This is a genomic window from Paenibacillus apii (assembly GCF_011043685.1).
In the GTDB taxonomy this organism is placed as follows: domain Bacteria; phylum Bacillota; class Bacilli; order Paenibacillales; family Paenibacillaceae; genus Paenibacillus_AQ; species Paenibacillus_AQ sabinae.
In genome coordinates this window covers 1-17,123 of record NZ_JAAKGU010000022.1, presented here as the reverse complement: position 1 = coordinate 17,123, position 17,123 = coordinate 1, and the positions used below count along the sequence as shown (strand labels likewise).

Sequence of the window (17,123 nt, the reverse complement as noted above, 5' to 3'; positions counted from 1 at the left end):
GCAGCTTCTTTAACAAGATAAACAGACCCGATCGAGAGTTTCCGCATCAGGTCTGTTTGTCAATGTTGAAAAATCAATAGAATTTCATTTGTTCATAGTCCATCTCATCCATATACTTTTCGACGGCTTGCAGCCGCTCCAGCTCATCCCCTTCAGGGACTGGACAAATTGCATTTGCCACTCCACCCTATACTCATTCTCCAATAACAGAATGGACGGCAAATCCAAAGACTCTTTATTATGTTCTTCCGAAGTCCTGCTGAAACGAAGCAGTTAACAAGCTGGCCGATCTTCATCGGCTAATTCCGTCTAAGACTTAAATATCGTATATCACCGATTCCTTATTAACTTTAATAAGCCTGTTATTTCAAAGAGGGCAGCTTTTCTCAAACTGCATTCCTCGGCTCCTGGTTCTCCACGATCGTACGATTCTTCCCGCTCTTTACTGCCAATACCTGAATACAAGTAAGAATCAGCATCAGTGCCAGGAAGGCAATACCGAATGAAACTGTGCCTGTTACATCATTTAAAATACCGATGACGTAGGGTCCAATAAATCCTCCGAAATTTCCTAACGAGTTGATAATCCCAATACCTACAACAGCGGCTTCCGCTGTTAGTGTGGCTGAAGTAAATGCCCAATATGGGCCGGAAAAGCTATATAACCCCGCAGTGGTCACACAAATCATAAGGACTGCGACAAGGGGACTCGGAGCGATCAGCGCTCCGATTAGGCCGATGGCTCCCAATAATGGTGCAAAAGCAGCGTGATATTTACGTTCTCTCGTACGGTCGGAATGCACTCCCATCAAGACCATGGCGATCGCCCCGCAAATATAAGGAGCCATAGTGATGTAACCAACTTGCGTATCAGTTAGAACATCAGATAAGGATTTTATAATCCGTGGCATCCAGAAGCTTATTCCGTAAAGTCCAATGACATAGGTCAGGTTTGTAAAGGCAAACTTCCACACTTTTTTATCTTTAGATACTTCCTTGAATGACAGCGCTTTCGTTTCTCTTTTATTTATACTTTCATTCTTGAGTTCATTGCTTAACCATTCTTTCTCTTCGCTGCTCAGCCATTTGGCTTGATCCGGTTTATCGCTTAGATAGAAAAAAGTAATAATTCCTAGAACCACAGCAGGAATTCCCGCAAAAATAAAGAGCCAGCGCCACCCCGGCATTCCTGCCCAATGAATATTTTGCACAACCCATATGGAAAGAGGGGCGCCTAAAGCGTTCGCAAGAGGTGGCGCAGTCATAAACAAAGCTACGACTTTGGCCCGTTCTTTCGAACGGAACCAGAAGGTGATATAAAGAATTACTCCCGGAAAAAAGCCGGCTTCCGCTACACCTAGAAGAAAACGAAGAATATAAAGATGGCTGACGCTGTTGGACCATGCCGTGATAACGGTTACAATCCCCCAGGCAACAAGGATGCGGGCAATCCACTTTCTGGCTCCATAGCGATTCAACATGATATTACTGGGTACTGTGCAAGCAAAGTACCCAATAAAGAAGATTCCCGAGATCAGACCAAAAGCGCTGCTTGTTATCCCTAATGCCTTATCCATACCGCCTAAGGAAGAATACGTGATGCTTACACGGTCCAGAAAAGAAACCAAATAAGCAATAAACAAATATGGGACAATGTGTAATGTTATTTTTTTCGTCGCGGATTTTTCGACAGATGAAATACTCATTTTCTTCTCACCCTCTCATTTTTTTGGGCTTATTGGAGAATTGGAGTTCTGATAATTTTTGGATCTGTAAAAATATCATTCTCGTCTGTACTCGTTGATGAAAATTCCGATACAACCGCCCCCTCATCTCCAGCTTGGAACCAGTGCGGCGTCTCTGGAAGAATCGTATATTGCTCACCGGGCTTCAACACGATTTCCTTCCAAACTCTTAAATGCTCTCCATATCCTTCGGGGATGACAGCTTGGGGATATTCAGTTGCAGTACCCGGCACATATAAATAGACTATTCCTTTGCGGCAGCGGAACGTTTCCTCTTTTCCCGGATTTCCATTTACATGTGGGTGATAATGCTCAGGACAGGTCTGACGCGGCAATAATACAAGTTCTTTCGCACAATATCTGGATGTATTCACATAGGTTACTAACTGCAACCCAAGTTCGCGGATGCGGCCTAAGCCAAAATCAGCGATTTCCAAAGCTTCCGCTTCTTGAGAAGAAAGCTTGATACCCGCCTCCTTTAGATAGCGAAGCGATACATTCTTTACATTTTTATATTCTTGTTTACTGGTCACTTTTTTGCAACCCCTTTCATTTTGTTGTGACCATTGTATCCCCCCATGACGGACAAAGCCATATCGAAAACCCATAGATATTTAACCAAAAGTCAGATTCTACAGATAATTGTCAACCTATGAATTTTGATTAAGTTTACATGAATTTTCGATATTGATACCTGAAAGCGTTTACCATACACTTTGTGTAACGCATCAAACCGATGTGATTTCGATATTGGAGGTTTTATAGATGGTACGAAAGATGACAGTCCCCCCTATGGAATTAGTTGAAGGAGACGGCCCTGGCACTCAAATGTGTGCAGTGATGGAAGATATAGGGTCCGTCTCCATCAGAAGAGCTCATATTCCGGAGCCGAATGAGGGAGAAGTTAGAATTAAAGTGAAGTGGGTTGGCATCTGCGGGAGCGATCTTGAAGTGTACCGGGGAGCGCGTGAACCTGAGTTTCTTTCCTATCCGACCCGTTTAGGTCATGAAGTAGCCGGTGTTATCGACAAAGTTGGAAAAAATGTTATTGGATTAAAAGAAGGTGATCATGTTGCTTTACGTTATGTATGGGGAGCCTTTGCAGAATATGTATGCTGCATTCCTTTTGCGGTAAAGGTTCTGCCCAAAGATTTTCCGTTAATTGAAGGTTCCCTTATTGAGGTACTTCCTCCTCTGCTTCATACGGCGGAAAGAGCTGAAATTTCCCCTGCTAAAAATATTCTGATTATGGGCCAAGGTGTTAGCGGACTTGCTATGACACAGGTTATTAACCTTTTTAGCCCAAAGAATCTTGTAGTTACTGATCTGTTCGATGAAAAATTAGCGCTTGCCAAAAAATATGGAGCAACGCATACTTATAAGCTGCCATCATCCGATACCAAAACGATGGACGTCGTTGGTAAAGACTTTCCTGACGGTTTTGATGTGGTCATCCCGTGTCTTCTTGAGGGCTCCGGTATGGTAGACGCCATCGATGCAGCTGCACAGAACGGCCGGATTGTTATGTATGGCTGCATTGGAACGAGTCATAAGCCAATCGATTTCTTTAAAGTTCATAAAAAACGTCTAGACATTTTATCTACTGAACCGAAGCGCGACATTGATAATCGTAGATTTTTCGAAGAAGGGCTGCGTCTGGTTATGGACGGATTAGTGAATACAAAAGAGACGATTACCCACATCTTCCCTCTGGAAAAAATTGAAGAAGCGTTTAAGCTTCGCAACCAACGCAGTGGGGATATTATTCACGTTATGATAGATTGTGAGGTAAATTCTTAATATGCCAAATAAAGCTGACAATGGTAGCATAGATGATCCGGAATGCTTTTATTGCAGCAAAAATCATAAACTGGAACGTTTAATGATCAAGGCGGCCAAGTTAAGAGTATCCACCCTCTATCTAAACAAAGACCAAACACATCAAGGTCGATGCATTGTCGCGTATAACCGGCATGTCAGGGAACTTTTCCATTTGGATCCAACCGATCTGCAGCTATTTATGGAGGATGTCTCCCAGGCGGCCAGAACCCTTCATGAAGCTTTTCAACCGGATAAGATGAATTATGGCATTTACGGCGATCTGGTCTCCCATTTGCATGTTCATCTCGTTCCAAAATATAAAGAATCTGCGGAATGGGGAGAAGCTTTCCTAAATGCTCCTCCTTCCAAAAAAATGTTAGATCCATTAGGGTATCAAGAGACCATAAAGCTCATCCAAGCAAAGTTGCTCAGGTAGAAATCAAACCAAACCCCTGTAACATATTTACAGGGGTTTTTGTCCAACAAAATTCAGCTGCCTTCTATATTGGTGAGAGTCGGCTGTTCATCAATACTGAAATCTTCTTCCAGTATAATATCTTTCCCTACTACGGTCCGCATTTGTTCACGGATCTTACTTGGGGACATTCCAAGCCGCTCCATACATAGTCTAGAGAAATACTGGGGAGTTAATCCGATTAGTTCAGCAATTTCCGAAACAGAATAGGATGTAAATTCAAGATATTCCTTCGCCTTTTCAAGCCGAAGGGCTTGCAGATATTGCATCGGTGTAGTACCCAAGTTCTTTTTAAACAGTTCAATAAGATAATGAGAATTAAAGTTGAAACATTCGGCCATTTCTTCCAGGTTGATTTTGCAGGACAGATTCTGCTTTAAATATTGGACCATTGGATACCCTTCGTCTGTTTCCGTAACCGGTGTTGTAATCTGGGAATTAGAATTCTGTGAATTCCTGTCCTGAACAATTTCTAATAAAATTCCTTTATATCCCACATCAATCCGAAAAGGCAGCAGATCATGGGTTTCTTTCAGATTGATGCTTGAAAGTCGAAATAATTCCTTAAACTGTGCAATATTATTAAATGCTAATCCTCCAGACCATTCATAATTCGCAATGTACTTTGCAAATTCTTCAGCCAAGGAGAACTTAATGTCAAATGTGATGGTTTCTTCTGTGAAGTGGAAGCTGTGAGAAACTCCTTTTTTAAAAAGATAACAATGATTTGAAAGCACGGGATATAACCGCCCTTCCTGTGAAACGGACCCTTTTCCGTCAATGATATGAAGAAGCTGGTAGAAATCATGAGAGTGCTCTTTTATACCGCTGTTTCTGGAATAGTCCACACGGGCTGTCCATAATACCTGAAGCTGGCTATCTCTTAATTTCATACACTTCTTACTCCTTCTTAAAGAACTTTCAACGTATTCTAGCACATTCATTTTAACAAATAAAGGAGGACACTATATGTCGTACACACTTGGGATAGATATAGGAACATCAGGAGCAAAAATGGTAATCGTCGATAAGTTCGGTAAAATTGTGGCAGAGACAATCAGAGCATATCCTATTTATCACACTCATCCAGGCTGGAGTGAGCAGGACCCGGAGGATTGGTGGACAGCTGTAAAAGATGGACTTCAGGAACTGTTCCAAACGTTTGACCCTTCCCAATTAAAAGGTGTAGGAGTGAGCGGTCAGATGCATGGCCTGGTAGCGTTGGATGAGAACGGAACTCCCCTTCTCCCAGCTATTTTGTGGAACGACCAGCGTTCCCATGAGGAGACAGACTATTTAAATAATGTGGTAGGTAAAGAGACCTTAATCCAACTTACCGGAAATATTGCTTCTCCAGGTTTTACAGCTCCTAAGATATTATGGTTAAAAAAACACCGTCCCGACATTTTTGCAAAAGTGAAGACCATCTGTCTTCCCAAGGATTACATTAATTACAAACTTGTTGGGGAATTAGTCACAGATGTTTCCGATGCGTCAGGAACGCTATATTTTGATGTGCGAAATCGAAAATGGTCTGAACCCATGCTAAAGATCCTTGAGTTACATCCAGACATGTTGCCAAAAGTCTATGAATCTTACGAAACAGCTGGAAAAGTAAATGAAGCAGCGGAAAGAGTGACGGCACTTCCCGTTGGCATTCCTGTTGTGGCGGGGGCTGGGGATAATGCGGCAGGAGCAGTTGGAATCCAAATTGCCGAAGAAGGCACTGTGATGGTTTCTCTTGGGACATCCGGTGTTGTGTTTGCTCCACAAAGCACTTATCTTCCGGATGAATTCGCACGGCTGCATTCATTTTGTGATGCCAACGGACAATGGCATGTAATGGGTGTTACTTTGTCAGCAGGCGCTTCCCTCAAATGGTGGGTAGAAGAAATCCAAGATGGCCGTTATGATTTACTTTTAGCCGAGGCTGAGCAGATACCAAACGGTTCAAAAGGTCTGTACTTCCTCCCTTACCTATCCGGTGAACGCACACCTCACAATGACCCTTATGCGAGAGGTACATTCCTGGGTTTAAGTCACCAACATACGAGAGGCGACATGACCCGAGCTGTTCTTGAAGGCGTAAGCTTCTCTTTATATGAATCTATCGTTATTGCACAGCAGTTGCAAATCCCCGTCAACAACATACGTGCCATTGGCGGAGGAGCGCAAAGCCCTCTTTGGCTTCAAATGATTGCAGACATCTTCGGGCTCCCGGTAGAGCATTGGGTATCATCGGGAGGACCAGCTTTGGGTGTTGCGCTGCTTGCTTTAAGAGCTACTGAGGGGCTTGCTGCCTTTAAACATGCTCCTGTAGGCATGAATCATATATTTGAGCCTGATGAGACAAGACATAAGGCTTATCAAAAACGGTTTCAGCAATATACTTTACTGTATAGATCCTTGAAGGATGCTTTTAGTCAAATGTATAACTTGGAAAAAGAACTAGGTTGTAGTCATCATCAATCATAACAAAACAAGCGATCAATCGGGATCAAGGTTTAGCCTCGGGGTTGTAGCAGGCTAAATCCAAGTTTCCGCTGATTATATTTTTTCATTTGCATGCTCTTTAAATGTAGATTCATACCATATTTTAGGAGGATTCCCATGACTCATATCAAATCGCTGATCCAAAACCAGGAAGGCTGGAAATGGAGCATCAGTGGATTGGAAACAAACTGGGGGGCATCCCCTTGACCGGGACCTGGAAATGTCCGCTACACACGGGAAGGATGTAGCGGAGCTCCTCCATGCATGGAGTATCGTGCACACACAAAGCATCGACGTGCTTAGCCGGTTCACCGAATCGGATCTGGACCGGCTGTTTACAGAAGACGGCTTGACCATCCCGTTTGTGCTGCATTATTGTGCTCAGCATCTTGCCTTCCATGCCGGACAGCTTGTTTTACTGCGAAAATGGTTCGAACCGTCCTTCCAGTTGTACAAGGACAAGGTTTAATTGACAAGCGTCAATAAAAAAAGGATTTAAGGACTCCGCTATTCTGTCCGTTAGGTGAGAAAAGGCTGCCGATAAGTCTCGCGGCAGCCTTCGGATCTCGAACAGGGCCACTACTTCAACAGCTGAAAACCCATCAGCTCTATCGTTGTTGGGCCAAGTTGTGCGGTCTCATCCGACAAGGGGTTTGCTGCTCGGACACTGAGCCTTAATAGAAGTGCTTGCATTATCTTCCTCTCCTAGATCCCGAATTACATAAGGACAATTGATATAAAAAAGACAGGGATCAAAAAAACCCCTACCTTGTATAATAAATATTCATTTTATTGTATCGAACTGTTTTTTTTCAGTTATCATGAAAAATTATCTCATATGATAAATGAAACGTTTCTCAATCAATTTGAAAAATCATATTCTCCGATGAACAACGAGTGTTATATCCTCTTACCCGCACCGGCTGTACCCGCAGTTAGCGTAGGTCTGCAGCCCTCGATAGTTAATCAGTTAGGCGGTGCCGCAGGTTGGGTACAGGCCGCGGGACTTGGATTATACAGCTACTCGATTAGATTGAGCAACATTTCTTCTTCCCCCGAGAAAATAATTACTGCTTAACGCCAATAAAATAAAACCTACCGTCGTAACCACGATACCGGACCAATGAAAATGTTTCCACAGGATTCCGGGAATCCATGCCCCGAGGCTCCCCCCCCAAATAAAAGAAACACTGGTACAAAGAAGTGGCCGCACCCTTGGAGTGAGTGACAACATCCGTTATATAGGCGGTGGCTGACGATTGCGAACAAAATTGCCCTAAAGTCAGTATCGAAGCGCCTAGTATAAGAGTATAAGGAGAAGGAATCAACGTAACCAATATCCCTGTTGCTCCTACAAGGTGTCCGGCGGCAATCATTGCTCTTCGGCCAACCCGGTTAGAGACCATCCCCGTAATCAGCGAAGATACAATGCCCCAAATATACGTTAGATAGAGAAGCGAGGTTTGAGTGACGGAATAATTAAATGGCGGCCCGCTGGCGTAGAAAGGCAAGTAATTGAAGAACCCGACAAAAGCGAAAAAATGAGAAAATCCAATGAAGAAAATCGAAAGCAAAGGCAGATTTTTGAAGTGATCCGTGAAGTTTTGTTTACCGCTTTTTACCTGCCCAGTCGATTCCGATAGAAAGAAATAAATTAAGAGACTGACGAGAGTTGTTATAACCGTTGTTATAAGAAAAAACCACTCCCAATTGAAGTGCTCCGTAATAAATCCGCACAATATCCGCCCCAGAAGTCCTCCCGCCAATGTGGCGCTAACATAGGTGGCCAGCACCATCCCTTTTTTCTTAATGGGAAATTCTTCAGCCGCATAGGTCATCAGGATTGTCGTTACTCCGGTTATCAAGGTTCCCTGAACAAATCGAAACACAAGCAGCCAACTGAACGAATGGGTAAAAAATAAGGCCAGACTGGGGATGATCAGCAGAAGGTTTGAGACTAATATCACTTTTTTACGTTCCCATTTATCCGAAAATACAGCCAAAAACAGCGATGAAAACACAATACCGAGTATCGTTAACGAAATCGACAAGCTGGCAGTTGAAATCGATATGCCAAATTCCTGCATGAATAATGGAAGAACGGGCTGTGGACCGTAGATGATGATAAAAGCGTTGGTCACGGAAAGAAAAATAATGAGCAATCTCATGAAAAAGGACACTTCCTTCATTTAGGCTAAAATTCATTCTTAAATTGAATATTAGAGCCTTCATGAATCATTGTAAAATACAATATATCGTGATTTAATATTCATAAAATTGATATTTTGGAGCGTGTTACGCCATGGATTCATTAGGAATCGAAGCTTTTCTTTCTATATTTATCAGCTGGAATCCCCTCCGCCTGAGCGGGTCTTCTACCAGATTCAACCGCGTAACCCCAGGTCAAGCGATAGTTAGAGCCGCTATTACTATACAAGCGCAACAAAACAAGCGATCCATCGAGAATAAAGGTTTACCCTTCTTCTCGAGATCGCTTGTTTTCAAGTGACTAAAATTATGTAATCTTGGATCTAACGATTTTCTTGCGAACGGGGCAGCTCTATGGAAAAGCATATTTGATTGTCAGAGCTTGATGCTGAAATGCGGCCATGATGCAATTCAACAACTTGTTTTGCAATCGCCAGGCCGAGTCCGGCACCTCCATACTGTGTTGATCGTGAGGAATCTAATCGATAAAATTGTTCGAAAATGCGCCCAAGTTTTTCAGGCGGAATGGTATACCCGCTATTCATAAAATAAAGCTTCACCGTGGAATCCGATAAATTAGCATGAATTTGAATTTCACTATGATCAAAGCTATAGTAAACAGCATTGCGTAATAAGTTATCAAATACGCGTTGCATTTTATCTACGTCACACGTCAATTCAATTTCGCTTGGTAAATCTAAACGATACGTGAGATTTTTGCCTGAAAGCAGAGGATGAAACTCAAAAAGCATTTGTTCGAGCATTCGGTTTAAGTTAACGGTGCTATAATTTAGCGAAACATGCGCCAAATTGAATCGCGTAATCTCAAAAAATTCGTTGATTAATTCATCTAAACGTTCAGCATTTTTCAATGTTACCTGGATATAGCGATCATGCATTTCATGAGAGATTTGTTTTTCATCGCGTAACAGAGTTAAGTAGCCAATGATGGAGGAAATAGGCGTCTTTAAATCATGCGCTAGATACACCACTAAATCATTTTTTCGTTGTTCAGCTTGCCGCGCAATGTTATCTTTTTCTTTAATGCTTGATTTTATTTGATTGATTTGATCTTCTGCCTCTTTTAAAACAGAGGGTAAGACGATTTTTTCTGTATCCGGATTGTCAATCGATTCTAACCTAGCGGCAAGCGAAGATAAATAAGAAATAAGCTGCTTCCATTGAATGCATACGATGAGAATGGGGCTTGCAGCAAATGCAATGCATACGATGAGAATGGGGCTTGCAGCAAATGCAAGGAGAAACAAATGATCACTGCGGTTTTTTATCCATTTTATTGTATAGAACAATACGTTGTATCCTTGCAAAAATGCGATGGAATTAAGCCAAAGCATGGTAAGCGCGGCAGCAAAAATTAATCCGAAACTGATGGATAACAATATTAGAAATCGCAGAAGCATTCGCTTCGTTATACGTTTTTTTATCTGTTTTTCATTCAATTTTGTACCCGACTCCCCATACCGTTTTGATGAATCTTGGCTTTCGTACAGGCTCTTTTAGCTTCTCACGCAGTCTTGCAATATGTGCCATCACCGTATTATTGTTGTCTAAAAACTTTTCGCCCCAAATTTCTTCGAAAAGTTGTTCAGACGATACAACTTTTCCTTGGTACTCGCATAAATGCCACAAAATCGAGAACTCCATTGGTGTTAATGTCAATTCTTCACCGTATAGGGTACAAGTATGGGTTTCTTTATTGATCACAAGCCCTCGAATATCATACTCTGCACGTTCTTTTACTGAAGCCTGGCTTTTCTCGTTATATCTTTTATACCTGCGTAATTGAGTTTTTACTCTCGCCATCACTTCCATAGGGTTGAACGGCTTTGTAATATAATCGTCTGCACCGATTGTAAGTCCTGTTATTTTATCCGTATCTTCTACCTTAGCTGTTAGCATAATGATCGGATAAAAAAATTGTTCGCGAATTTTGCTGCATAGCTTGAATCCGTCAATATCAGGCAGCATAACATCAAGAATGGCCAAATCGAATTCCAGCTGTTCAATTTTCTTCAATGCTTCTGTCCCACTATGAAATTTATAAACAACATAACCGTCATTTTTCAAATAGACTTCCAATAAATCTGCGATGTCTTTTTCATCTTCTACGATTAAAATGTTTACATCCACTTGCTATTTCACATTCTTCCATCTTGTATTTGAAAACGGATATTCACTTTTGGTTACCCCTTTCTTGTTTATTATATGCTAAGGGATTCGCCGATGCACGATCCTATCTATCTCGTGAATTCCCGCATGAAAAATTTCCCTCAAGCAAACGAAAATGAGCTATTCCTTTAGGAGTTTGGGTGAACCATCCAGTCCGTAAACTTCATCATAGGCGTCGAAGATCTTTCGGGCCACTGGCGCAGCGCTTTGGGAACCATAACCGCCTTCAGGTATGACGACAGCGACGGCAAGTTTCGGTTTTTCACGGGGGGCGAAAGCAATGAAAACACCATTCTCTAGCCTTTTTCTTTGACCGTCCACGTAGATATCTTGCTCCGATGTACCTGTTTTTCGTGCAAAATCAAATTTGAAATCATCAAACGCCCGAAGTCCCTGCGTGTTCATACCGGCTATCACTTCCTCCCAATATTGCTCGGAAAATACTACTGTATTTAATACCTCGCGCTTGTATTCCTTAATGACTTGGCCATTTTGATCTTCAATCTTGCTGACAAGCTGCGGCTTGATGCGCTCACCTCGATTCGCTAGGGTACTTGCATATTGCGCCAATTGAAGGGTTGTATATTTCCCCGACTGACCGAATGATGCATACGCCATAGCTGCCAAATAACTTCCCGCCTGTTCAATATTTTTATATTCGATGGTTCCAACGTGCTCATAGGGCAACCCGGATTGAGTCAAAACGCCTAAACCGAAATCCTTCATATATTTGTCCCAAACTTCAATGGATTGGGATCCATACTTGGTATAGAGCTTTTCCCCGATCCAATCGACCATAAAAGCGTTAGAGGAATGCTCAATTGCTTTTCTGGCATTTAACGCTCCAAACGCTCTCCCCCGGGCGTTCCGAACTTTGGAATTATCCTTTCCAAAAAAAGCAGCCCCCTGGTCGTTGTAATAATCGTTAGGACCAAACAATTTCTCATTGAGCCCAATTAATACCGTTAACGGCTTGATCGTAGATCCCAGCAACACCAATGATTCTAATTTGTTACCGGATCGACCGGAGGAATAAGGCGATATGGTTCCGTTCCTATAGTGATTCAATACGGTACTCCAATCATCGGAACCATGTTCCCACACATTAGGATCATAGTCAGGTATGCTGGCCATAGCTACGACGTTGCCTGTATCCACTTCGAGGGCTACTGCATAGCCCGTCTGGGCGCTCGGATGTAATTTTCCCGAAACGGGATGGGTACGAAGCCATTGTAATTGATCGACAATGGCCTGTTGCGCAGCTACCTGAATATCCTTATGGATTGTCGTACGAACGTTGTAGCCTATCTCGGGGGATATCATCGTCGGCACGCCGTCAACCATGTTTCGCGGATTAACCGGAATCCTCATGTAGCCGTTCTTTCCACGCAGCATTTCCTGAAACATCATCTCCAATCCGTCTACTCCAACCTTCTCCCGCTCCGTATACATAAGCCCCGGGTCTTTCTGAGTCTTGTTCTTTGCATCCAACTCTTTATATTTCTTGATTTCCTTCGTTCCTTGAAACTCCTTCAAATAGCCGATCGTCTGTACTGCAACTTTATCAGGGTTGTATTGCCGCCCACTTTCTTCTACGACTTCAATGCCAGGGTATTTACTTTTATGCTCCATAAAATAAGCAACTTCTCTAGCTGTAAGATTTGCTTTTATTCGACGCGGTGCATAACCAGGCTGCATTTTATAATCAAGATCCATCGATTTCATCACGTCTTCGATTGTCAGTTTGTCTACTGTAGGTCTACCATATTGATTTAATACTTTGACGATTTCCGTCGCTAGCTTTTCAGCCTCTATCCGATTCTTCTTTCCTATATCAGATGAACTGTAGTCCTTGAGGAGCGTAATATATAAAGCTTGCGTTGACGTGGAATAAGCAAGTCGTGTTCCCGAAGCATCGATAATGCTGCCCCTGACCGGCTCAAGCGGGTAATTTTTGACCTGCCTGATAGTTTCCAAATCCTTAAGGCCAGGTCCTTCTACGAATTGAAGAATGGCCAGACGTATAATGATGGTACAAAATAAGAGGAATATGCCAAAATAAAATACATTTACTCTCAAGTTCATAGTGTCCTTGTTTTTTATTCCAGTTCGTCTTATTCCTTTCAACCTTCGATTCATATCCTTTCAAATACCGGGAGATTCTTCCTTGCTCTTTCGGTTTCGCTTGGCTCCAATTCTTGCAATAACAATCGCAACGAGGGCTGACAACAGTGTGACGGTAACAAAATGCGAGACGCTGTTCGATAGAAGCAGCCAACTTAAGTCGGTTACCTTGCCGACACCGCGTACGAGCACGATAATTAGCGGATGGACAATATACATCCACGTGCTGATCTGACGCAAATCCCTATTGCTCTTTCCGAGCAGCGATATGAGCCATTGGAACAGGTAATAGGCGGCAGGAACCAAAAAGACATACATGCTGTCATGTCTTGGCCATGCATGATGTTCTAGCACCATCCCCTCCGCAAGCATCAAGCCCAGGAAGACCGCAAAGCAAACCGCGCTTACCCGCACCGAGTGAAGAGATCCTGGCCGAATCGCAAGACTTGCGCCTAATGCAAGGAATATCGGTGAGAAAAATAGACCATTTCTCGTATAATCAAATATCGTGAACATCTGCGAATAGACGGCATGTAGACGAGGGCTCATTATGGTTATTCCGAAATAGCTGTCACCGAACAGGCCGATCATATACAGCAAGCCGGTGATTGCCAGCAGAAGCGGAAACGGAACCTTCTTATATAAATAAATCGTCAAATAAATACCTAGGAACAGTGCGGGGAAATACCACAAATGATATAAGGTGCCGTCGAACAGAACATCTTTCACAAGACCGAGCCAACCGAACTCTTTAAAATACCCCGCGTACAGGTTGACTGGAAGATAAATCAAAATCGATAGAAGGTAAAGCAATCCTATCCGGTACGCATAACCATGCACCATTTTCCAACTCGGTCCGCTTGATTCAGACGACTTCCGAAAGAGGAAGAAGCCCGAGGCCATAAAAAAGAACGGTACTGCAAGTCGTGCGAGTATGCCGGTGAGAAGAAAATCACCATATACGGTGTAAGTTGCTAATGGACGTGTATGGATAGCAATAACTAGAATTGCCGCAATGATTCTGAAATGATCGATTGCACCGTAGTTGTTTCTGGATGTCATCATATCCACTGTCCGTCAAAGCCTTTGTTATCCCGGATGTTCATGTTCACCATAACTCTAGTCCTCTGCAGCGGCGAGCTCTAACAGCTTGTCAAGTATGTACGCATAAGTCATGCCGCTAGCTTGAAGCATGTTGGGATAACGGGAGCTCGATGTGAAACCCGGTATCGTATTGACCTCGTTGAAAACAATCCTTCCATCAGTGGCCATGAACATATCTACCCGCGCAAATCCTCTGCAACCAAGTATTTTATAAATAGACAGTGCGGTTTCTTTAACCTTACTGGCCGTATCCTCATTAATACGGGCTGGCAAGTGAATCTTCGAACTATTCAAGGAATACTTTTCGGAATAATCAAAAAAATGTCCGTTTAGTTCAATCTCGTCAACTACACCGATCATGGGATCAGAATTGCCCAGGACGGCACATCCCACTTCGAAACCGTCGATGTTTTGTTCAATGACAACTTTGTTGTCGTGTGTAAAGGCGTGTTCTATACCTGAGGCTAACTCCTTCATGTTGTGAACCTTCGTAATACCGAGTGAAGAACCTGACCTAGCCGGCTTAACGAAGAGCGGGAACCCCAGCGATTGTGCTGCTGACAGGACCTCTTCCATTCTTTCTCTCTTATATACCGTAAGGGAACGCGCAGTATCGATGCCTTCGGCCTTCACAAGCTTGTGAGCCAGCTCCTTGTCCATGCATAATGCAGAGGACAACATATCACATCCCACAAATGGTATGCCCGAAAGTTCCAATAAACCTTGCAAGGTTCCATCCTCTCCGTATTTGCCATGAAGCACCGGAAATACGACATCAATCGGCGTCACACGAAATTCTGTACGAACAAGTTCAATGAGTCCCTTTACCTCTCTGCTCGGCGAGAAAAAGGATGGCGTACAGCTTGGATGAGTATGCCAGCAGTCATTACGAATATCCTCAATATTTCCACGATATCTAAGCCAAGAGCCCTCCTGTGTAATTCCAATTAATACAAGATCATACTTATCGGTATTCAAATTTTCGATCACTGCAGCGGCTGAGCTTAAAGATACGTCATACTCACCGGAACAACCGCCAAACAATACCGCAATTGTCTTCTTGTCCATCGTATAAGCCTCCTGAAGATATTTATATTCCTGGATTTTTGGAGATAACCGTAACAATGAATCCTTCACGATTTGTTCCGGATACGCTATAAGAATCGCATTTTATGATCGGAATATTGGTATATGTCTCCTTATCCGCCGGCACGTAATATATGTTGGTTGTCATGTTCTCTTCTTTTATAGTTAGCTGCTCCCCAGAATACCGATATAGCTCAACAAAATCGATGTACTCCTCCAAACAAAGATTGTTTTCCTCCATAATCCTGGAATGAGGGTACCCTACATATCTAAAGTGCCACGGCTCATGAGAAATGCGGGTAATCGATTCTTTTTCTTGCTTATATCGGAGGATAAATCCATATTGTGCGGCATGTCGCCTAAAGGACCTGAAAATGCCCGTATCTGGGAAGGAAGGCGAAATAAAATCGATTTTTGATTTCAACCTGCCGACGTCGATCGCGAGTCCCGTCTGATGCTCACTGTGGTCAGGCAAAGCTACATATTTAGATGTATATTCGGAGCCTCGTTCAATTAAAGAATCTTTATAGATTTGTGATTGATCTTCTTTCGTTCGATATGCGCTGACTGCGATAATTTTATCAATCCCCCCGCAAGCTTCAAGAAGAGAATGAAATCGATCAAGGCAATACTTCTCCAAAAGCATCCCTTTGCTTAATTGCTTTATTGAAGGCAAGATGTCCAAAGACGCTAATTGATTTGCATGTACTGGCCTTCTGATAGGGTTTTGGTAGTTTATTAATACTAAATGCCCTTTGAATATTTCTTCATTACTTGCACGGATTTCAAAATGCTTTTGTTCTACTTCGGATGGTTTCATGCTGACTCCCCTCACTCTTTCTGTAAATCCTGGCCACTCTGTCCGTGATGGAACTCGTTATTTCTTGCGATACGCTGCCGATATGGTTGGCCAATTTATGAGTTAAGATTTTCTGTTCTCCCGAGCAACCAATCAAAGTAACCTTTGAGCCCTCTGGAAAATACTTGGGAAGTCTCACCATCAATTGATCCATGGAGATTTTGCCTACAATTTCTGCACGGCATCCATCCACTAGCACTTCTGTATTTTGCATTCTTTGCGACCAGCCATCGGCGTAGCCGATTGGCACGGTTCCTATCCATTGATCCGTTTTTGTTTGATAAGCATTGTTATAGCCTACATATTCCCCTTTTTTCAGTCTTTTCGTTTGCATTAACCTACTGTGCAAACTGAATGCCGGCTTTAATTTTATGTTGGTTACTTGCATTTCAGGATAAAATCCATAGATGGCAGCTCCGATACGAACCATATCCATGGACAATTCAGGGAATCGAAGTGCTGCTACGCTTCCTGCACAGTGATAATGGTTGATGGGAATGGGCAACATGCTGCTCCATTCTTTCATTTCCTGAAAACGTTGGATTTGAAGCTCAAGATAACTGCTGTCTGCTTCACCTGCCGTGGCGAAATGCGTATAAAACCCATCTACTACGATATCCGGTGCTGCCAGCCAGGGAACGATTTCTTGCCACTCTTCCAACGTGCGTATTCCGATGCGCCCTAGTCCAGTATCCATTTTCACATGAACATATAGTTTATTCAGGGCATTGACAGGCTTGTGTGCTCGCATCTCCTGAAACCACGACGCTCGAGTGACGGTAAGCATCAGATCATACTCTAGAGCCAGAGATGTGAGCTCGGGACGAATCGGAGTCAAAATAAGAATCGGTTGTTTCAAACCAGCATCCCTTAGTCGGATAGCTTCTTCAATAAAGGCAACCCCTAAATAATCTGCCCCTGCCTGAACGGCCTCTCTAGCCGTTTCGATATCTCCGTGGCCGTAAGCATTTGCTTTAACAACTGCCATCAGTTTGGTAGAACCAGGCAGAAATTGGCG

15 protein-coding genes are annotated in these 17,123 nt (G+C 43.0%); 4 read left to right on the top strand and 11 right to left on the bottom strand.

The genetic code is table 11. The features are described from left to right. Positions 1-386 precede the first annotated feature (386 nt). Together G5B47_RS25010 and G5B47_RS25005 are read right to left on the bottom strand one after the other, a co-directional pair. Positions 387-1,706: an MFS transporter gene (locus G5B47_RS25010; protein WP_165104169.1), complete on the bottom strand. Its 1,320-nt coding sequence runs from the start codon at positions 1,704-1,706 to the stop codon at positions 387-389. Positions 1,707-1,735: 29 nt separating this feature from the next. After that, the gene (locus tag G5B47_RS25005; RefSeq protein ID WP_328804651.1) at positions 1,736-2,278 is read right to left on the bottom strand and encodes a D-lyxose/D-mannose family sugar isomerase; all 543 of its coding nucleotides are present in this window, start codon (positions 2,276-2,278) and stop codon (positions 1,736-1,738) included. Positions 2,279-2,510: 232 nt separating this feature from the next. Here G5B47_RS25005 and G5B47_RS25000 point away from each other — a divergent pair, with 232 nt between their 5' ends. Both G5B47_RS25000 and G5B47_RS24995 read left to right on the top strand, forming a co-directional pair. Continuing rightward, positions 2,511-3,545, top strand: coding sequence for a zinc-dependent alcohol dehydrogenase (locus tag G5B47_RS25000; RefSeq protein ID WP_165104165.1), 1,035 nt, complete (start codon positions 2,511-2,513; stop codon positions 3,543-3,545). A gap of 1 nt (position 3,546) precedes the next feature. Continuing rightward, positions 3,547-4,002, top strand: coding sequence for an HIT family protein (locus G5B47_RS24995; RefSeq protein WP_165104163.1), 456 nt, complete (start codon positions 3,547-3,549; stop codon positions 4,000-4,002). Between the two features lie 53 nt (positions 4,003-4,055). Here G5B47_RS24995 and G5B47_RS24990 read toward each other — a convergent pair whose 3' ends face one another. Beyond that, positions 4,056-4,934: a helix-turn-helix transcriptional regulator gene (locus tag G5B47_RS24990; protein ID WP_165104161.1), complete on the bottom strand. Its 879-nt coding sequence runs from the start codon at positions 4,932-4,934 to the stop codon at positions 4,056-4,058. A 76-nt stretch (positions 4,935-5,010) separates the two neighbouring features. Here G5B47_RS24990 and xylB point away from each other — a divergent pair, with 76 nt between their 5' ends. Together xylB and G5B47_RS24980 are read left to right on the top strand one after the other, a co-directional pair. Then, complete coding sequence (gene xylB, locus G5B47_RS24985; protein WP_165104159.1) at positions 5,011-6,516, top strand: xylulokinase; 1,506 nt, start codon at positions 5,011-5,013, stop codon at positions 6,514-6,516. A 190-nt stretch (positions 6,517-6,706) separates the two neighbouring features. Beyond that, complete coding sequence (locus G5B47_RS24980; protein WP_165104157.1) at positions 6,707-7,003, top strand: DinB family protein; 297 nt, start codon at positions 6,707-6,709, stop codon at positions 7,001-7,003. Between the two features lie 598 nt (positions 7,004-7,601). Here G5B47_RS24980 and G5B47_RS24975 read toward each other — a convergent pair. The 8 genes from G5B47_RS24975 to alr form a co-directional block, all read right to left on the bottom strand. After that, on the bottom strand, positions 7,602-8,702 hold the full coding sequence (locus tag G5B47_RS24975; protein ID WP_165104155.1) for an MFS transporter: 1,101 nt from the start codon (positions 8,700-8,702) through the stop codon (positions 7,602-7,604). Between the two features lie 363 nt (positions 8,703-9,065). Next, the gene (locus G5B47_RS24970) at positions 9,066-10,202 is read right to left on the bottom strand and encodes a sensor histidine kinase (protein ID WP_206107539.1); all 1,137 of its coding nucleotides are present in this window, start codon (positions 10,200-10,202) and stop codon (positions 9,066-9,068) included. Continuing rightward, positions 10,195-10,893: a VanR-ABDEGLN family response regulator transcription factor gene (vanR, locus tag G5B47_RS24965; protein WP_165104153.1), complete on the bottom strand. Its 699-nt coding sequence runs from the start codon at positions 10,891-10,893 to the stop codon at positions 10,195-10,197. Before vanR ends, G5B47_RS24970 begins: the two co-directional genes overlap by 8 nt. A gap of 159 nt (positions 10,894-11,052) precedes the next feature. Further along, positions 11,053-13,017, bottom strand: a complete 1,965-nt coding sequence (locus G5B47_RS24960; protein WP_328804653.1) for a peptidoglycan D,D-transpeptidase FtsI family protein — start codon at positions 13,015-13,017, stop codon at positions 11,053-11,055. Between the two features lie 60 nt (positions 13,018-13,077). After that, complete coding sequence (locus tag G5B47_RS24955; protein WP_165104149.1) at positions 13,078-14,121, bottom strand: acyltransferase family protein; 1,044 nt, start codon at positions 14,119-14,121, stop codon at positions 13,078-13,080. 54 nt (positions 14,122-14,175) lie between these two features. Then, positions 14,176-15,228 carry a D-alanine--D-serine ligase VanG gene (gene vanG / locus G5B47_RS24950; protein WP_165104147.1) on the bottom strand — a complete coding sequence of 351 codons (1,053 nt, stop codon included), beginning with the start codon at positions 15,226-15,228 and terminating at the stop codon, positions 14,176-14,178. Positions 15,229-15,250: 22 nt separating this feature from the next. After that, positions 15,251-16,066 (bottom strand): D-alanyl-D-alanine carboxypeptidase family protein, encoded by an 816-nt coding sequence (locus tag G5B47_RS24945; protein ID WP_165104145.1) that lies wholly within the window; start codon positions 16,064-16,066, stop codon positions 15,251-15,253. Next, on the bottom strand, positions 16,032-17,123 hold a 1,092-nt coding region (alr, locus tag G5B47_RS24940; protein ID WP_165104143.1), incomplete at its 5' end, for an alanine racemase. The genes alr and G5B47_RS24945, both read right to left, overlap by 35 nt.